Raw genomic sequence first — 17873 nt, forward strand, 5'->3', positions numbered from 1 at the left:
CTATGATTTCTTGAATGCCAGTAAAATCGTGAATCCGGCGATAACAAGTGTCAGAACCACCAGAACAATCGTCAGGCCGATGAGCCAACACGTAAGCGTTCGGCTCGATTTGTCAAACTGCCTTATGGCGTGTAGCAAACGGCGGGTCAGTTCCAAATCCAGCATGTGCCGGTGGTAGTCGCCGGCACCGGCCATCCACGTATACAACTCCCGACGTTCGTCGTTAGACAGACGCTCCGCGCGGTCCAGACGACCGAGCACTTCCTCTAGGTCCCTAAAGTTCATGTCCGGTGCTGCTTCATCAAAGTAACGAACTGTTCAAACAAATAGCGCGCGTCGTGCGGACCGGGCGACGCCTCCGGATGGTACTGCACGCTGAACATCGGCAAATTCCTGTGCCGCATGCCTTCATTCGTGTGGTCGTTCAAATTTACGTGCGTAATTTCCACGTCGCTCGACGGCAGCGAATCCGGGTCCACACAAAATCCGTGATTCTGCGCGGTAATCTCCACTTTTTCCGTCAGCAAATTCTTCACTGGGTGATTCGACCCGTGATGGCCGAATTTCAGCTTGAATGTTTTCCCGCCGAGCGCCAGCCCGCACAACTGATGCCCGAGGCAAATTCCAAAAATCGGCACACGCCCCATCAGCTTGCGAATATTCCGGATGGCAAAAACGGCCGGCTCGGGATCACCAGGGCCGTTGGACAGAAACACGCCATCGGGCTTCATGGCCAAGACGTCTTCCGCTGCAGTTGCCGCCGGAACCACCGTCACGTCACAGCCGTGGTCGACCAAGAGGCGCAAAATGTTTCGCTTAATGCCAAAATCGTAGGCCACCACTTTGTGCTGCCGCCCTGCAGCCTCATCTCGCACTTTTGCCGAAACCGCTGCTGCTTGCCACAGCGGACCTGCTCCCACCGCCGCTTGTGCCGCGAAGCCCGCCGCCAGAGGAATCGAGCCGCGCTCCCAGCGATACTCCTTCGCACACGTCACTCGGCTCGCCAGTTCTTGACCGGCCATCGAAGGCAGCGCTCGCGCCTCCGCGACAAGAGCCTCCACGTCGCTTCCATCCGTGGACACCACACCGCGCAGCGCTCCGGTGATTCGCAAATGGCGCACCAGCGCACGCGTGTCAACATCCCAGATGACGGGAATTTTGTGCCGTTCCAGATAAGTATTCGCGGTTTCGCTCGCACGCCAGTTCGATGCCACTTGAGAAAAATCGCGCACCACGAGCGATTCGATGTAAGGGCGCGGCGATTCCTCATCGTCGAGGTTCGCGCCAACATTTCCTATGTGGGGATACGTGAGGCAAACAATCTGGCCTGCATAACTAGGGTCAGTGAAAACTTCCTGATAACCGGTAAGACTGGTATTGAAAACGACTTCGCCGCCGCGACGGCAACGTGCGCCCGCCGCGCGGCCCTTAAATACTCTTCCGTCTTCGAGCGCGAGTATCGCGCTCTCTTCGTGCGACCGCTTCAGTGTGTCCTCCGGTTGCACTCATCTTATATCAGCTTCTCGCACTATCTCGTGTCACAAAATTAAGGTGCGGAAATTTCCCCGAACCGCCGGAAGGGCCAGTACGCGAACACAGCCTTTCCATAAATATATTTTCTCGATACCGGCCCGAAAATCCGAGAATCGTTCGAACTATCTCGATGGTCACCCATAACAAAGTATTGGTTCCGCGGAATCGTCACCGGTCCGTAGCTCGAATCATCAAAATATCGCCTTGGAACATAAGGCTCGTTCACTTTCTGGCCATTGATGTAAAGCTTGCCCTCGCGGATCTCGATGGTATCTCCCGGCAAGCCAATCACGCGCTTGATGAACGATTCCGATCGGTCCAGCGGATACCAGAAGACGATTACATCGTCTCGATGAATTGGCTCAAATCGATAGACGAACTTGTTGATAAAAATTCTTTCTTGGTCGCTGAGCAACGGCGCCATGCTCGTGCCTTCGACCTTCACAGGCTGGTACAGAAATACGATGATGACGAGCGCCAGAGCTACGGCGAACGCAACGTCGCGCAACCATACCCACATTTCCGCTTTCAAAGAAGGATGATGCTGCTGGTCTATTGGGGAGGTGAAATTAGGGCTTTTTTCGTCAGCCATTCTTTGCTTCCATCCAATATAACATCCGAGAGTTAGCTCGCCAACCTAAATCTCGCATGAAGCGAGCCACCGGATTCTGGGTGCTCGCAGCACGTTAGTGCTGTAAGATGCGCTTTACCCCATCCGCGTTCACGGCGTCAAACAGCGAAAACCTGCAACCGAACTACCTATGAAGAGATCCGTTCAGTTCCCGTGTCAGCAGCACTATCGAGAAACCAGATCTCTTCGCCTTCCGGGCGCAGCATCGCAACGGGGAGCCCCTCAATTTCCTCGGCCAAATTCCGCTGAAGCGTGGCGACGATTCCTCGCTTATCGGCGCCAGCCACCAAAAAATACGTAGCTCGCGCGCGACGCAGCACCGGAAAAGTCAAGGTAATGCGGAGTGGCGGATCAGCCGGCGCGCGGACACCCACGACCCATCGCTTCTGTTCTGCAAGTGCAGGAGAACCTGGAAACAGCGAGGCAGTGTGCCCCTCAACCCCTACACCAAGAAACAACACGTCGAAGGATGGACCTGTGTCCCCGATAAAGGTTCGCAGCACTTGCTCATATTCTTTCGCGGCGACCTCGGGCTGGCTCGCGCCTGTCTGTATTGGATGAATGTTTTCTGGAGGAACAGGCACATTTTTGAACAGCGTCTCGCGCGCCATGTGATAGTTGCTCTTCGGGTCGTCCGGTCCGACAAATCTTTCGTCACCCCAGAAAAAATGCGTCTTCGCCCACGGCATCTTGTTGCGGTATTCGTCTGCCCAAATTTGATTCGCCCGCTCAGGGGTGTGACCGCCAGAAAGGGCAATCAAGCATCTTCCCCTGATGCTCACAGCTTCGTTCGCCACTCGAACGCATTCTTCAATCGCCGCGTGACTTAAAGCGTCTATATCAGGAAAAATCCTCGCGCATTGCTTCAGGCCTTTGTCCACGTTCGTCCCAGATCCTTCAACAAGTTATCTGCCTCCGCCGGGCCCCAACTCCCCGCCGCATACGGCACAACCTTCGGCTTCTCCTCGAGCAGCGGCGTATAGAGTTTCCACGACGCCTCGACCCAATCGTCGCTGACAAACAACGTCGAATCGCCGCGGAACACATCGAGCAGCAAGGTTTCGTACGCCTCTGGCAGAGGCCCAAATTCCTCTGAATACCGGAAATGCAAATCGCTTCGCTGTATCTTAACGTCCTGCCCCGGGGCCTTGATTTCGAAATAAAGATCGAACCCCTCGTCGGGCTGGATTGTGATGACCAGTGAATTCGATTGAATATCATCGGCTCCAAACGGTTTGAAAATCCAGACCGGCGGCCGTCGAAAATTCACCACAATCTGGCTCGCGTGCGCCGCTAATCGTTTCCCCGTGCGAAGAAAAAACGGCACGCCGTGCCAGCGCCAGTTTTCGATTTCCAGGCGCATGGCGACAAAAGTCTCCGTTTGCGAATCATTCGCCACGCCAGGCTCCTCGCGGTATCCCGGCACAGGTTTTCCGCCAATCGTTCCAGCCGTGTACTGGCCCAGAATCACATCTTCCACGCGAACGGGTAACACCGAATGCAAGACCTTCACTTTCTCCCGCCGAATGGACTCTGCGTGAAACGCCTCTGGCACTTCCATGGCCGCAAGAGTCGCGAGTTGCGTCAAATGGTTTTGCACCATATCTCGCAGCGCGCCAGCGGTCTCGTAATATCCGGCGCGATGCTCCACGCCCAACGACTCCGCGACGGTGATCTCCACACTCTCGACTCGATCACGATTCCATTGCGGCTCGAAAAGTGCATTTGCAAAACGGAAAACCAATAAATTCTGCACCGTCTCTTTGCCAAGATAATGATCGATGCGATAGACCTGTTCTTCCTCGAAATGTGCGTGCACCACGCGGTTTAAATCCTGCGCGGACTTCAAATCCCTTCCAAACGGCTTCTCGATCACCAGCCGAATCCAGCCGTTGCTTTTGTTCAAACCTGCTTTTCCCAGCCCGGCAATCGCCAAAGGAAAAACCTTTGGTGGCAGGGCCAAATAAAAAACGCGATTCCCTGGCAAGCCAAATTGCTTCTCGATGTTTGCAACGCGACTGGAAAGTGTCTTGTATTCCTCATCGGTTCCCTTTCCGATCGTTTGATAAAACAAGCGATTCTCCGAAGTTACGTTTGCAATCTGATCCTTCGGAATGTTTTCTCCTTCCAGGTCACCACGGCATTTCGCCCGAAAGCTTGCATCGTCCAAATCCGTCTCGATACCAACGCCAAGAATCACACTTTTGGGACCCAGGGCGTTCCGCGCGATCAAGTTATTTAATGAAGGCAAAAGTTTCCGCCCGACCAAATCACCGGTTGCGCCCATAATCACGAATAAATGCGGATCAATTTGCGCTTCCATTTGTGTCCCCTTTTCCCAGGCCGTACTGCGCCAACATTTCTCTACGCGAACTCCACACCGTATTTCCTCAACTCTTCCTCCATCTGCGTCGCGTGACGAAAGTGAATTGTGCGCATTCCCATTTCACGTGCGCACTCAAGATTCAGCCCGCGGTCGTCGATGAACACACATTCCTCGGCCACACGCTGCGTAATACTCAGCGCCAGATGGTAAATGGCCGCGTCCGGCTTACGCACACCTAAGTAACACGAACTTAAAAACACATCGAAATATTTCCTCAAATTGAACCGGCGGATGCGATATTCATTCAAATCGCGCGACTCATTATTCAGCGAACCCAACAAATAATTCCCAGTTGCTGCTAAACGCCGCAGTACCTCCAATGTTTCTGGAATCGGCTGCGACTGTGCATAAATAAAATCTGCGAAATCTTTCTTGGTAAACGACCGGTCGCGATAAAAAACGACCCGGTCCAAATAGGCATCGAGGCTTGCTTCCCCAATCTCGAATGCGTTCAGCATCAGCTCGTGCCGGTCTTCAAAATCCTCCCAATCCAAATGGAATTTTACCGCCGCCTCGCGCCGCGCAGCTCTGTCCCAACCATTCGAGAGAATTACCCCGCCGACATCCGAAAATACCGCTGTTACTGGCGTCATTTCTACCTCGCGCTTGCACAACAAGTCCGGCTTCCGTGCCACCTCAATGCAATTCAGTCTTGCAATCGGTTTGAAACAGGGTAAATCATACCAAACGCGGCATCAGTTCAGAGAGTCGAGTGCTCTGTGCGGTCTCTTATGAAGCCTCTCATTTTCACCATCGGCCATTCGAACCGTTCCGGAGGCGACTTCCTCGCGCTTCTGCGCGCCCACAAGATTCAACGCCTCGTCGATGTGCGGACAATCCCGAAGTCCCGTCACAATCCACAATTCGACGGCGAAGCACTGGCCGCGGCGCTTCGCGCGCAGCAGATCGCTTACACGCATCTGTTTAAGCTCGGCGGCTTGCGGCGCGCCGACCCCAATTCTGTAAACACAGGCTGGATCAACTCAAGTTTTCGCGGCTTTGCCGATTACATGCAGACTCGCGAATTCGCCACGGCGCTCGCCCGCCTGGAAAAATATGCCGCTCATAAAACCTGCGCCATTATGTGCGCGGAGGCCATCCCCTGGCGTTGCCACCGTTCTCTCATCGCGGACGCACTCAGTGTGCGCGGCCATGCTGTCAGACACATTATGACTGCCCTGCGCGCCGACCTCCACGAGTTGACGCCTTTCGCGCGCGTCCGCGGAATGCAAATCACTTATCCGCCGAACAAAACTACGCTCGCCTATGCCGCCAAGAGGCTTCGGTTGAACAAAGGAAAAGTTTTCCAGCGTAAAAGCTCGCATGCTTCAGCTGAAAGAAGAATCCTAAGGACAATTACGAAGAAAAATAAGTAATGGACAATGGCTTCGTGAGCAACCCGCATCGCTGTGGGTGCTCACGCGGCAACTAATGAATTCCACTTCCCGCGTTGGGTCGCGCGTAGAACCCCATGCTCTCCGGAGAAGGAAGCTCTCCCAAGACCGAGAAGTTTTCTTCCAAGCCATCGATGCTTTCGATTTTTTTCTGAATGTTTTCTGCCGCACTATCGTAACGAACCAAAACGTTTTCCAGCCAGCCTTCGTTGTTTTCCGCGAGCCAACGCTTGCTGTATTCACGACGCAATTCCATCAGGCTCTCGCGCAAGTCTTGCAAATCTCCGTTGATCGAACTGAGAACCTCTAGGTTTCTCATCACATTGCTTTTTTCCTTCATGTCCAAGAACGCAGTCCAGTACGCCTCACTCATTTCCTGTGTGTACTCGAATTTCATTCCCAGCATATCCAGACGTTTCGCAGCAAAAAACAAGTCGTCTAAGGTGCTGGCGTTCATCTTTGCCTTGCTACGATTTTCAAGAAGCGATTCCCATGCCCGCTCTGCATCCACGCGCAATTCATGCGTTACCGGCTCGGCCGTCGTCGCGTCGTTGGCTCCGATTTGCGAAAAAGGGTCGCTCCAGAAATACCGGACGTGCGTCGCATCCATCTTCAAACTATTCAGAAGTGTGTTCGTAGCTGCAAGTTTGTTTAGAATGTCCTCGAACGTATGGTCTTCGTTGCGGTAAAACGCCCAGTCATAGTTGTCGCGAAATTGCTCGATGGATGACTCGCCCGCCTGCCATCCACAGGCGGCGCCAAATACCAGACCTGGCCAATCCATCCCACCGAGTTCTTCGCCGCGATCCTTCCATTCTGTATTTAGGATTCCGATCGCGCCGAACTTCTGACCATCACGCGTTAAATTCGCGATATTCCGGAAAGCCGCGTTGAAATCAGGATACAGTCGTCGCCAGTTGGAAATCCCCGGCGAAACAAAAATCGGCAGCCCGGCTTTTTGAAACGGTGCGAGCCGATTGTCGTACGAATCCTCCGGCTCGTACGCCCAAACTACGGCAATCAAGTCCTTCGGCAAAGTCGGCAGAAGGTCGGAAAACTTTTCGGCGATGTCCGCCCAAAACATGGTCTGCTTCTGGTACGGCTTCAGCATCGCATCTAGCTTCGCGATGTGCGCGAGATACACTTGGCCGAGGCCTTTTTCTGCAATGAGTTGTTTGGTTTGCCCTTGGCCAAGTTCAAATGTTTCATCCGCACCGATGTGAAAAAACGGTCCAGTGAATAACTTTGCCATCGGCTCGACTAACTTCTGAATCAAGTCGTACGTTCCCGGTTGAGTCGGCGTCAGCACCGAGCCGTGAGGGATCTCGGCCAGGTCGCTATAAATGTCGTAACGCAAAATATTATGTACATGACCAAAGGTTTCGAGCTCCGGCACAATCGCGACGTAATATTTTTTTGCGTATGCGACGAGTTCTGTGATTTCTTGCGCCGACAAGGCGTCCGGTGGCGCAAATAATTCGTTCCCCTCAACCTTAAACACATCCTCCATGTACAACCCATAGAGGTTGAGCTTATATCCCGCGAGCACGCGAATTTGGTTTTCCATGAACGCCAGCGTCGGGATCGGCCCGCGGCTGATGTCGATGCTCACACCGCGCCATTTCATTGCCGGCCAATCGCGAATCGTCACAGCAGGACAATTTAAGTTTTCTTCCGCACGCTTTCCATCTGCTGCCGCCGGATGGAGCAACTGCCGCAAGGTTTGCACACCATAAAAAGCACCTTGCTCGCTCGCGCCTGCAACGAGAATACGGTGACTGTCGGCTGATATCGCATACCCCTGCGTATCGAATTCTTTGTGCATCGCCAAACCTGATGTTCGCAGCGCGTTGCGCAACTTCGCGTCTTCCATCGCATCGCCGATGTAAATAAAATCGGATCCGCCGGGCATTTCTTTTGCATCCGTTATTCTTGGCTTCCAGCCTGTCCATCGTGTGATTTCTTCGGCTAACATTTGCGCGCCCTGGGAATTTGCTCCGCCCATGGACCTCTCAACTACAACGCGTGTGTGCCGGGTCACTGTGAAGGCGGCGCCGCCCATTTCTTTCACTTCTCTAGGCTGTGGTATCAACTTCAAATCTGCGGCGCGCGCCGACTGCGCACAAATTGCGCCTGCTAAAATCGCCACGCTGCAAATCCATGCGTTTCGAAGCTTCATTCTCTCGTCCTTATTTCGTTATTCATCTGGCGTCGCAGCCATGACAGTCTCCGGCGCTTGCCAGAATTTTGTTGCGCTTTCCCGCCACGCTCGGAAGTTGCGTAGTATACCTGCGACAGGCAACGCGCCACAGAAATCTCTTGGCCGATTCGCCTCCTAGCGCTCGCCGCAGGACGCAAAAAAAGGTGTGAAATGTGGCGATTAGAAATGCACCGGTCCTGTGTTTTGTGTAAGTTACGGGCAATTCTAATTTCAGATGTGTGGCGATTAGAAATTATGCATTTTCGGGGGATTCTCTCTGCAGAAGGGCTGCTCTGGGCCTGCCTTCCGCCGCAGCGGGCAAGCAGCAGGCAGAGCGGGTTTTGCTTGGCGTATGGCCTGCTCACCCGGCTCCTTAACCGATTCAATTAACGACACAACTAGCAAAGCATAGATGCCACGAAAATGCCAGAGGCAGCGGGTGTGGATACGGTGTCGCGCAATGCGGGGCGGCCCCAACAAACTGGCCCACTGCGACAGTGTGAATTAGCGCGACGCGACCAGAAGCACACCGGTTTATCGCATCAAAAAATCGCCTCGCGGAAAGCCCAAAGTGCGCGCGATGGTTTCAGTACACTACGTCTTAGGAAAAAGCCAGTACGACAGATGCAGCAGCCCCGTGCGGGCAAAGAGCGCTTCGCCATCACGGCGAAATCCCAGCTTTTCGAGAACGCGATGCGACCCAGCATTCTCGGGATGACGCCCGGCGAAAAGCTTCCGCGCGCCGAGCGTGCCGAAAGAATAGTCAATGATTGTGCGGCCTGCCTCTTCTGCCAGGCCCCTACCCCAAAAAGCAGGACGAAAATGAAATCCCAACGTGAAGATCTTTTCGTCGAGATGATAAGGACGCAATCCGCAACAACCCGCGAATTCGCTGCCCTCGAGGAGAAAGACCGGCCAATATTGAAATCCGTTTGCCTGCTGGCAAGCCATTTCGCGCGCCACCCTCTCCTGCACTTCGGCGCGCGAATACGGGCCGCCGATGAAGCGCATCACATCGGGATCGCAGCAAAGAGAAATCGCAAGGGGAAGGTCGTCAGGCGACCAGCATCGAAAACCCAACCGTACTGACTTCAGGAAATAACCGGTCCCGGGCGCAGCAGGCACACAAAAAGTTTATTGCGACGGCGATTCGTGAACAAGCACGAAAATGCCAGCCAGCGCCACGCCGTAGCACATCCCTGTGGCCAAAAGCTGAATTACGTCGACGGTATGAAACGCTTGAAAGCGCGGGCGCGCCGTGAGATTGATAAAACCGATCGACCCGACCACGACAGGAAGCAGGATGGAAGAAACAACGGCCTTGGAACGGGCCAACATAGACCCTCCTTGGAAGCACGCAAGCTAAGTGAGGTGACACTACGCTTGAACTCCAAGGGCGTCAAGTAATCACCTGCTGCAATGCTCGCAAGCCGCGCCGTTGGAGAAGAGTCACGACGACAGACCAACCCATGATGAATGCGATGCGTCGAAATAACGTGGCTTGAAAGTCGCGCGGAAAATTGTCACCCTTAGTCCTCCAGCCATTTGCTTTCACTGTTTGTTGGGCGAGCATTGCAAAAATGAATTTGGGCTCAACGCCCGGGGAGAGGTCCCATTATGTTGAGGCGGCTTGTGATGGCGTGGGTGATGTTTTTCGCGGTGACTCCCGCCTGGGCACAAGCTCCAGCGCACGGGATGCACCGAGGGTTGACCATTGAGGTCGGAGGCGGCTATGCCTTCACGCAATTCAATGCGGGTCCAGGATGGCCGAATGTGATCGGAGTGTATGGCTCCCTCGCCGTGAACGTCACACCCTGGATGCAGATTTATGGCGATGGTGTCGCGCAATTCCGCTCCTATTCGAACACGAGTACGAAAATCTACACGAACGATTTTGGGCCGCGCTTCTTTATTCACCGAAAGTCTCTCCCTCTGACGCCCTTTGCCGAGTTCTTTGTCGGCGGAGCGCGCTTGGACTTCAACGTCACAAGCTCGGGCACGACAACAAAATATTCTCAGAACGGATTTTCTTTCAAAACCGGTGGTGGATTCGATATTCCGCTCACGCCGCATTGGACCTTTCGTGCGATTGACGTCGATTACTTCAGCACTCCTTTTTTGAATACACGGCAGTCGAACGTCTATTTCGCTACGGGTATCGTTTATACCTTTGGACGTCGAAACTATCCGCGCTAGGCATTACCGCTAGCGGCTCCAGTCCAAGCCCGATTTATCCCCTCGTATAAAGAATTCCATTGCGCGCGGCAATCAAACTCGATAATTCTTTATACCTCGCGCCCGTAGCTCAGCTGGATAGAGCATCTGCCTTCGAAGCAGAGGGTCGGGAGTTCGAATCTCTCCGGGCGCGCCACTTTATCGCGCACCATGTTGGCACTCTTTCGCGATTTTTTCTCGTTTCGCTTTTTATCTAGGGTAATCAAATAGGTCTTCCCTTCAGGGCCACAGGAAACGACGCCGCCACTCGTTCGGCCTCCGCTGACGTTCACGAGCATTCGACTTTGGGCAAATGCATGGCAGGCCCAGGATTATAACTGCCGCATTTTAAACACGTACGCTAAGTTCGACTTTACGTAATTACGAATCATTGACATAGCCAAGTGGGGATGTTATAGGAATGAAGCTCCCTTACAGAGAATTACGGTGACCCAGCTCAGGCCTAGAACAACCGTTCCTCGGCATATGCGTACCTTCAGCCAGACCTCATTGCTCTGCGCAAGAGGCGCTTTTCTGCTCTTTTCGCGTGGGGCCCCCCACGCCGACCACAACGGTGCTCTCTGTACCAGCTGTGAAAATACCTCAGGCTTCCACCCTGCCGCTTACAGCCACGATCAGTCCGGGAAAAACTGCCACGGGACTTGTAACTTTCACGTTGGGATATGACCACTTTGCACAGGTGCCCGTAGCTGGTGAGGTGGCGCAGACGGGTGTGCAGACAGATGAAATTGGTACATATGTCCTCAGTACACAGTACAGCGGCGACGTGAATGACCTGGCCTCTCAGAGCGGGAACCTAAGCGTCGCTTTCACTGGAACAACCCAGCAGCAAATCGTGGCGCAAACCGGCACGCTTGCCCACTCGATTACCGTGAATGTCACGGTCCAATAGGCGCCCGGGACCGGCGTTTTAACGGACAAAGACATCTTGCATAACTTACAATAATCTCAAGCCGCCGACGTGTAATCGAGAGCTCACGAGTGTGGCGCTTCAGTGATTGCCGCGAACGCCATTCGCACCGCTGAGTTGCGCGTCAGCGGCTTGCCGCATCGTGCTTGCGGGCGGAAGGAGTCAGTTTTTTGATGAGAAATTCCTGGAGGAGATTATCCGCGGCTGTTAGGGCAATACCGACGCCTGTGACTTCAAATGTCAATGCAACGCCATTTTGACTCTGGGGCGGGTAGTAGAGATTTGAAAGGCCGCCGGACGCGAGGTTCCCCAGAACGCCCGAATAATTCGGCTGCCAATGCCCATTGTCGCCTTTGCAGATGACCGCGTTGGCGATGGCATATAGAATCCGCGAGCGCTTGCTGCCTGTTCCCTTATAGAAATAACGCGGATCCTGCTTGAGAATCGCGGGAAATATAACGCTTCCGAAAAGCGTACCGGTGGCGAAGTCAGCATAGGAAGCGCCGTAGCGTTTGCCATAGCCTTGCGCGCCTTGGCCGTACCCGGGAAACTGATCATCCGATTGTTGAATTCCGGCGATAGCTCCAATGAGGACGAACGTGACCGGATCTACGGCGTCTTTCCAGGAAAGCTCGGCCTTCTGTTTAGCATCCAGCGGAGCCGCATTAGGAATATAACTGACATAAAAATTCGGAATCACTTTGAGGACGCGCTGCTGTTCTTCCACTTTAATTTGACGTTCGGCGACTACGTTCGTTGGCTCCACATGTATGACCGTCGTGACTGTTGCGAGCGTCACTATGATGGGCGGCACCATGAAATTCTGCCCCGAAATCATCGTCCCGGAGTATGTTTCCGTAGCGTAGGCTGGCGCTTCAATGCTCAAATGGAATGGCCCGGGAGCAACGTTAAAAAAAACGAACCCCCCGTCATCGCCCGACTGGACGACTTGTTTGGGCGATTGATCATCTCGCGTGAGCGTCACTTGAGCGCCGGAGATGACGTTTCCATCCTTGTCGGTCACCCTACCACTGATGTTAGTCGGCTCTGGTTGACTGGTTTGCTGCTGCCCGAAGGCGGTCGGCACAAACGAGCACAGAACCGCGGCAATAGCAACGAAAGCAATCCCAAGCACAAGCCGGCTGACAGCGCTCATTTTATTCACTATGCCAAAACTCTCTCGCCATATCGAGCGAACGATCCAGCGTCCTCACAGTAATAGTTACGGCCGTTTTGATTCGCGAAATCGAACAATGGTTTTGTCGATTGCGTTTCGCTATGCCTACCGGCTGTGGATTATGCGCAATTACTCCCGTGAACATGCCGGCTCCTATTTGAGCCTCATCTCCGCCGACCGGTGTATACTCCCGGACATCTGACAATGTTGCGAGAACATCATTATTTTTAAATCTTTAGGCGAAATTTTTTGTGGAGGACACCGTCATGAATGCCAAGAAAGCCCTGGGTGCAATCGTTGTAGCTTATCTCGTGCGCATCGGTCTGCAGTATTTTGTCTATAGCGTTCTCATGAGGCCAGAATTTGCGGCCAGTGCCGACGTTTGGCGCTCCCAGGACGACCTCATGCACCGCATGTGGATCATGCTGCTGGCCCAGTTTATTTTCACCGTCGGAGCGGTGCTCATCTATCAGCGTGGAATCGAGAAGAAGCCTTGGCTCGGCCAGGGAATTCGCTTCGGCATACTGCTTTCGTTCGTGAGTGCTTTTCCCTTCGCGATGTCACAGTATGTGGCCGTACCGATACATCACCGCGTCGCTCTGCACGAAATCATCGCTGAGACATGCATTTCAATTCTCATGGGACTGGTTATCGCCGCGATCTGCAAGAAAGAAACCAGCACAAACTAGCTTCCAGATTCGTGCGATATTCATTGGTTCAAGCAAGCAGTGAAGTGATCTTTTTCGACGACGAAAAGCCGCCGTCAACATAACCGAAAGGTCCGCAGATAACCAACTTCCCGGCACGCTACATTCCTGCCACAGTTCCACAATAGAATGCATCCTTACATATCGTATAGAATCGTCTTGTACTGACGCTTCTAGACGCATTAATATGCGCACTCCGTTTGCGGATGGATTGGAGATGTGATTATGCGTAGGGGCATCTTGGGCTTGGGTATTGTTTTTGCATTTGTTTGTTGGGGGCCGCGCGGTTTCGCACAAACAGGCGCACAAATCTCTGGAATGGTAATCGACCAAACCGGGGCTGTGGTTGCACATGCGGCTGTGACGGCGACAAATTTGGAAACTGGCGAAGTTCGCACGGCAGAGACGGACAGCACCGGCAGGTTTCAGTTATCGGCCCTGCCGGTCGGCGTGTATGAAGTCCAGTCTTCCAAGGCTGGATTCGAAAGAGAAATTCGAAAGGAAATTCACCTTGTTGTGGGACAAGACGCGACGATCAACTTTCGCTTGAATGTCGGCGAGGTAAGCCAGCAAGTCACAGTCAATGGAGAGCCGCCGGCCGTGGCCGTTACGACCGCGGACATTTCCGGTCTGGTGGGTGAGCGCCAAGTGAAAGTTCTTCCGCTCAACGGCCGCAGCTACGATGAATTGATGACACTCGATCCGGGGGTGGTGAATTTTACGTGGGAGAAAACGGGCGGCGTAGGAGTATCAAATTCCACAGTCGGAAATATGTTCTCTGTCTCCGGGAATCGTCCGCAGCAGAATTTGTTTTTATTGAACGGAATCGAGTTTACTGGCGCTGCGGAAAATAATATGCAGCCCGGTGGGACCAGTGGCTTGCTGCTCGGCGTGGACGCGGTGAGAGAATTTAACGTCCTGCGTGATTCCTACGGCGCAGAGTACGGCAAACGCCCCGGAGCGCAGGTGGTGATGGTCACGCAATCCGGCACGAATGCACGGCACGGTTCCACATATGAATTTTTCCGCAATAATGCCCTGGATGCAGCGAATTACTTCGATCACGGAGGGACCCCGCCCCTGTTCCAGCGCAACCAGTTTGGCGCCTCTCTGGGAGGTCCAATCAAAACGAATAAGACGTTCGTTTTCTCGAATTACGAGGGCTTTCGGCAGCACTTGCATGAGACGAACGTGACCCTCGTCCCCGACACGAATGCGCGGAATGGCATGTTGCCATGTGCGCTTGTGACGCCAGCGCCCAACCCATGCCCCGGCAACGGGCTATACGACGTCGGCGTTGCGCCGGGAGTAGCGCCTCTGTTTAACCTCTGGCCCGCGCAAAGCTCGACGGCTCCGGACTTTGGGGGCATTGCCGAGACCTTCAGCAATCCCCTGCAGACAATTCGCCAAGATTTTGGAACCACACGTCTCGACCATATTTTTTCGGAGACCGATTCTCTGAGCGGCGTCTACACGATCGACGATAGCGCGGATACGACTCCGACGAGCAACCCCTTCAGCACGGATATCGAAAGCTTGCGCGAGCAGGTTTTGAGCTTCGAAGAAACGCACGTGTTCAATTCGAACTTGATCAATACAGCCCGCTTCGGCTTCTCCCGCGCCAGCTATTTTTACACTGGTGAGCCCACGCCAGGCACCTTGGCCGCAAGCGTACCCACATTTTTGACCGGCGATCCTGTCGGCGCGGTGGTTGTGGGAGGCAGTGCGGCCTCGAATCCCGCAGCCCAGCTCAGCCTTGCCGGCAGCAACAATGGCAGCAATCTGGACGTCAATCGAAATATCTTTACTTACGAAGATCAGGTTTCCTTCACCAAGGGACGGCATCAATTCTCCTTTGGCGCATCATTTCAACGCTTACAATCAAACGAGAATCTAGCGTTGAGCCAATACGGTCAGGCGACATTCACCGGTTTGCAGGGTTTCTTGCAAGGCAACGCCAATTTTCTCTTTGACCCCACATCTACGCCGCTCGGATGGCGGACACTTCTCGGAGCGTTTTATGCGGAAGACATAATCCGCGTGAACTCAGAACTTACGCTTTCTCTCGGGCTGCGCGACGAATTCACCACCGGCTGGAACGAGGCATCCGGCCGAGCGTCGACATTTGTCTTCACCAACGGCGTGATGCAAACGCAGCCACGGATCGGAGATTCGGCGTTCACGACAAACAACGCCACGCATCTCTTCCAACCGCGCATCGGCATGGCATGGAGCCCGTTCAGTTCGAAAACAGTGATCCGAGCGGGATTTGGGATGTATAACGACCTGCAGGACGCACTCGGCTATCGCATGGATCAAAACGCGCCCTTTAATCCGACCTATAGCGTCGCGTTGCCAGTATCGCAGTTCCCTCTTACACCGAGCGCGCCCGTACCGGCAGGAACTAAAATTCTCCCCGGCGGAGTTCAGCCGGATTTGAACACGCCGACGCTGGTTTCGTACTCACTGCGAATCGAGCAGGCCTTGGGAGCTAATACGTCCGTGAGCGCAGGCTACGTGGGATCGCACGGCTATCACGAAATCGTCAGCTTGGATGCCAACGAACCGATCCCCAAGATTTGCCCGGCGGCCGCATGCCCCGCAACCTTGCCGACTGGCCAGCCTGTTCCTGCCGGAACGTTTTACATCCCCGCAGGAACGCCAAAAGCAAATCCGGCGCTCGGAAACTCGTGGGGCTGGCATTCGGAAGGATCGAGCTCGTATAACGCACTGCAATTGGACATGAATCATCGTTTCAGCGAAGGGCTTGCGTTTCGCGTCGCGTACACCTGGTCAAAGGCGCTTGATGACGGCGATTCTCTAAACGCCACGGCCGCGGGCAATGCGCCTGGGCTGGTGATGAATCCGTACGACATTCGGGCCGATTGGGGACCGGCGACTTACGACGCGCGCAATGTTGGCGTAGGAAACGTAACTTACGCACTGCCCTTTGGCCAATCGCAGCGATGGCTTGGCAACTGGAATGGATGGCGCGGTACGATGGTGAGCGGGTGGTCGGTTAACAGCATCATCACGCTTCAGGGCGGCTTTCCTTTTACTCCGCAGCTCAGCTACAACCCGTCGAACAACGGCGACACACGAAATCCTGTGCGGCCATTCGTCAATCCCGCGTTTACCGGCAACGCGATCGAAGGAGGAGTCACCCAGTATTTCAACCCCGCGGCGTTCATCGCTCCGCCGCTGAATAGCGGATTCTATGGGAACCTTGGCCGCGATGCGCTCACCGGACCCGGCCTGGCAACCTGGGATTTCTCTGCAATGAAGGACACGCAAGTGGCCGAACGAATACGGCTCGAATTTCGCGCGGAAATTTTCAACCTTCTCAATCGCGCGAACTTCAATACGCCGAATCCCATCGTGTTTACCCCATCTGGAGTGTCGCCAACGGCAGGCGTGATCACGAGTACTTCGACTACCGCCCGGCAAGTGCAATTCGGCCTCAAGCTCCTATGGTGAGCGGCGCATAGGGTATACTCTGCGGGCGGCAGACAGCGAATGGTGGCCGAAACCGCCCTTCCGGAGGCGCTCCGATGCGACGATCAGAGATTGCCCTGACTTGCGTGATATTTATTTTCGCACTTCCCTTTCTTGCTCAGCTTGCCCATGCCCAAGAAACATCCGTACCGGAAATCCAGTACGAATCAGTTCCGAATTTCCTGAAGCTTCCACCGAATTTGTATCTTGGGGAGGTTTCTGGCGTTGCCGTGAACTCCAAGGGGCACGTGTTCGTCTTTTCGCGCGGCAATACAACTGGCCCGGCGTACGGCGCGACGGCCGCACAACTGCTCGAATTCGACGCGAATGGAAATTTCGTGCGCGAGATTGGCCACAATCTGTACGCGTGGTCCTTTGCGCACACCGTAAAGATCGATTCGGAAGACAACATTTGGGCGACGGATAAAGGCTCGGACATGGTTATTAAGTTCGATCCGCAAGGCCGCGTGGTGATGGTCTTTGGTCGCAAACAAGAAGCAGCCGATGAACACACCGGCCCACTCGCCCATCCGAATCCGCCTTTGCCCCCAGTCGATGGGCTTTTCCGCCAAGTCACAGACGTCGCTTGGGACGCCGCAGGCAATACTTACATCAGCGATGGCTACATCAATTCACGCGTGGCGAAGGTAGACAAGGACGGCAACTGGCTCATGTCCTGGGGCGGGCCGGGCGATAAGCCGGGCCAGTTCAATACTCCGCATAGCATTGCCGTTGACGCCGCGGGCCGTGTTTACGTCGCAGATCGCGGCAATCGCCGCATTCAAGTCTTCGACGGCAATGGAAAATTCCTGCGCCAAATCACCATTGACGCCCCGGCGCCGCCCGATGCCCGCCCCCCGATTGGAAACAAGGCGGCGAATCCCCGCGGTACGATGGCGCCGGGCGCGCCCTGGGCCATTTGCATCACGCCGGGCCCGCATCAGGTGCTATACAGCGCCGATGCATTTCCAGGGCGCATCTATAAGCTGAGCCTCGACGGGAAAATTCTCGGAATGTTTGGCAAATCAGGCAAACAGCCCAAGGAATTCGGCTGGATTCATGAAATCGCGTGCCCTTCCGAAAACGAACTTTACGTCGCGGAAATACTCAACTGGCGTGTGCAGAAACTGATTCTTCGGCCGAACCAATAACGTGCGTTCAATGACGCTTCGAGTGGGAACTCCGAGAATTCAACTTTGAGACTT

The 17873-nt window shown here is 54.3% G+C and carries 16 protein-coding genes and 1 tRNA gene; 7 read left to right on the plus strand and 10 right to left on the minus strand.

The window, feature by feature from the left end; all coding sequences use genetic code 11:
• The 6 genes from VGR81_01255 to VGR81_01280 all read right to left on the minus strand — a co-directional run bounded on the left by VGR81_01255 (window position 1) and on the right by VGR81_01280 (window position 5167).
• Complete coding sequence (locus VGR81_01255) at window positions 1-285, minus strand: hypothetical protein (GenBank protein HEV2287561.1); 285 nt, start codon at window positions 283-285, stop codon at window positions 1-3.
• On the minus strand, window positions 282-1505 hold the full coding sequence (gene carA, locus VGR81_01260; GenBank protein ID HEV2287562.1) for a glutamine-hydrolyzing carbamoyl-phosphate synthase small subunit: 1224 nt from the start codon (window positions 1503-1505) through the stop codon (window positions 282-284). Before carA ends, VGR81_01255 begins: the two co-directional genes overlap by 4 nt.
• Before the next feature lie 41 nt (window positions 1506-1546).
• A complete protein-coding gene (gene lepB, locus VGR81_01265; protein HEV2287563.1) occupies window positions 1547-2125 on the minus strand; it encodes a signal peptidase I in 579 nt (192 codons plus the stop codon).
• Window positions 2126-2292: 167 nt separating this feature from the next.
• Window positions 2293-3045, minus strand: coding sequence for a 6-phosphogluconolactonase (pgl, locus tag VGR81_01270; protein ID HEV2287564.1), 753 nt, complete (start codon window positions 3043-3045; stop codon window positions 2293-2295).
• On the minus strand, window positions 3030-4487 hold the full coding sequence (gene zwf, locus VGR81_01275; protein ID HEV2287565.1) for a glucose-6-phosphate dehydrogenase: 1458 nt from the start codon (window positions 4485-4487) through the stop codon (window positions 3030-3032). Before zwf ends, pgl begins: the two co-directional genes overlap by 16 nt.
• 41 nt (window positions 4488-4528) lie before the next feature.
• Window positions 4529-5167 (minus strand): HAD family phosphatase, encoded by a 639-nt coding sequence (locus VGR81_01280; GenBank protein ID HEV2287566.1) that lies wholly within the window; start codon window positions 5165-5167, stop codon window positions 4529-4531.
• Between the two features lie 114 nt (window positions 5168-5281).
• Between VGR81_01280 and VGR81_01285 the strand changes: the two genes are divergently transcribed.
• A complete protein-coding gene (locus VGR81_01285) occupies window positions 5282-5926 on the plus strand; it encodes a DUF488 domain-containing protein (protein HEV2287567.1) in 645 nt (214 codons plus the stop codon).
• A 52-nt stretch (window positions 5927-5978) separates the two neighbouring features.
• Here VGR81_01285 and VGR81_01290 read toward each other — a convergent pair whose 3' ends face one another.
• The 3 genes from VGR81_01290 to VGR81_01300 all read right to left on the minus strand — a co-directional run bounded on the left by VGR81_01290 (window position 5979) and on the right by VGR81_01300 (window position 9482).
• Window positions 5979-8123: a beta-N-acetylhexosaminidase gene (locus VGR81_01290; GenBank protein HEV2287568.1), complete on the minus strand. Its 2145-nt coding sequence runs from the start codon at window positions 8121-8123 to the stop codon at window positions 5979-5981.
• Window positions 8124-8738: 615 nt separating this feature from the next.
• Window positions 8739-9269: a GNAT family N-acetyltransferase gene (locus tag VGR81_01295; protein ID HEV2287569.1), complete on the minus strand. Its 531-nt coding sequence runs from the start codon at window positions 9267-9269 to the stop codon at window positions 8739-8741.
• Between the two features lie 9 nt (window positions 9270-9278).
• Window positions 9279-9482: a hypothetical protein gene (locus VGR81_01300; GenBank protein ID HEV2287570.1), complete on the minus strand. Its 204-nt coding sequence runs from the start codon at window positions 9480-9482 to the stop codon at window positions 9279-9281.
• 279 nt (window positions 9483-9761) lie between these two features.
• Between VGR81_01300 and VGR81_01305 the strand changes: the two genes are divergently transcribed.
• From VGR81_01305 to VGR81_01315, 3 genes are all read left to right on the plus strand, one after another.
• Window positions 9762-10340: a hypothetical protein gene (locus VGR81_01305; GenBank protein ID HEV2287571.1), complete on the plus strand. Its 579-nt coding sequence runs from the start codon at window positions 9762-9764 to the stop codon at window positions 10338-10340.
• A 98-nt stretch (window positions 10341-10438) separates the two neighbouring features.
• A tRNA-Arg gene (locus VGR81_01310) sits at window positions 10439-10515 on the plus strand.
• A gap of 435 nt (window positions 10516-10950) precedes the next feature.
• Window positions 10951-11271: an Ig-like domain repeat protein gene (locus VGR81_01315; protein ID HEV2287572.1), complete on the plus strand. Its 321-nt coding sequence runs from the start codon at window positions 10951-10953 to the stop codon at window positions 11269-11271.
• A gap of 142 nt (window positions 11272-11413) precedes the next feature.
• Here the strand turns inward: VGR81_01315 and VGR81_01320 are convergent, their stop codons facing one another.
• Window positions 11414-12445 carry a carboxypeptidase-like regulatory domain-containing protein gene (locus VGR81_01320; GenBank protein ID HEV2287573.1) on the minus strand — a complete coding sequence of 344 codons (1032 nt, stop codon included), beginning with the start codon at window positions 12443-12445 and terminating at the stop codon, window positions 11414-11416.
• 287 nt (window positions 12446-12732) lie between these two features.
• On the opposite strand from VGR81_01320, the gene VGR81_01325 reads away from it, so the two are divergent.
• The 3 genes from VGR81_01325 (at window position 12733) to VGR81_01335 (ending at window position 17819) form a co-directional block, all read left to right on the plus strand.
• Window positions 12733-13155, plus strand: coding sequence for a hypothetical protein (locus tag VGR81_01325; protein HEV2287574.1), 423 nt, complete (start codon window positions 12733-12735; stop codon window positions 13153-13155).
• 336 nt (window positions 13156-13491) lie between these two features.
• Window positions 13492-16650 carry a carboxypeptidase-like regulatory domain-containing protein gene (locus tag VGR81_01330; protein ID HEV2287575.1) on the plus strand — a complete coding sequence of 1053 codons (3159 nt, stop codon included), beginning with the start codon at window positions 13492-13494 and terminating at the stop codon, window positions 16648-16650.
• 74 nt (window positions 16651-16724) lie between these two features.
• Window positions 16725-17819 carry a peptidyl-alpha-hydroxyglycine alpha-amidating lyase family protein gene (locus tag VGR81_01335; protein ID HEV2287576.1) on the plus strand — a complete coding sequence of 365 codons (1095 nt, stop codon included), beginning with the start codon at window positions 16725-16727 and terminating at the stop codon, window positions 17817-17819.
• Window positions 17820-17873: the final 54 nt, after the last annotated feature.

This window comes from Candidatus Acidiferrales bacterium, assembly GCA_035934015.1.
Lineage (GTDB): Bacteria > Acidobacteriota > Terriglobia > Acidiferrales > UBA7541 > DAHUXN01.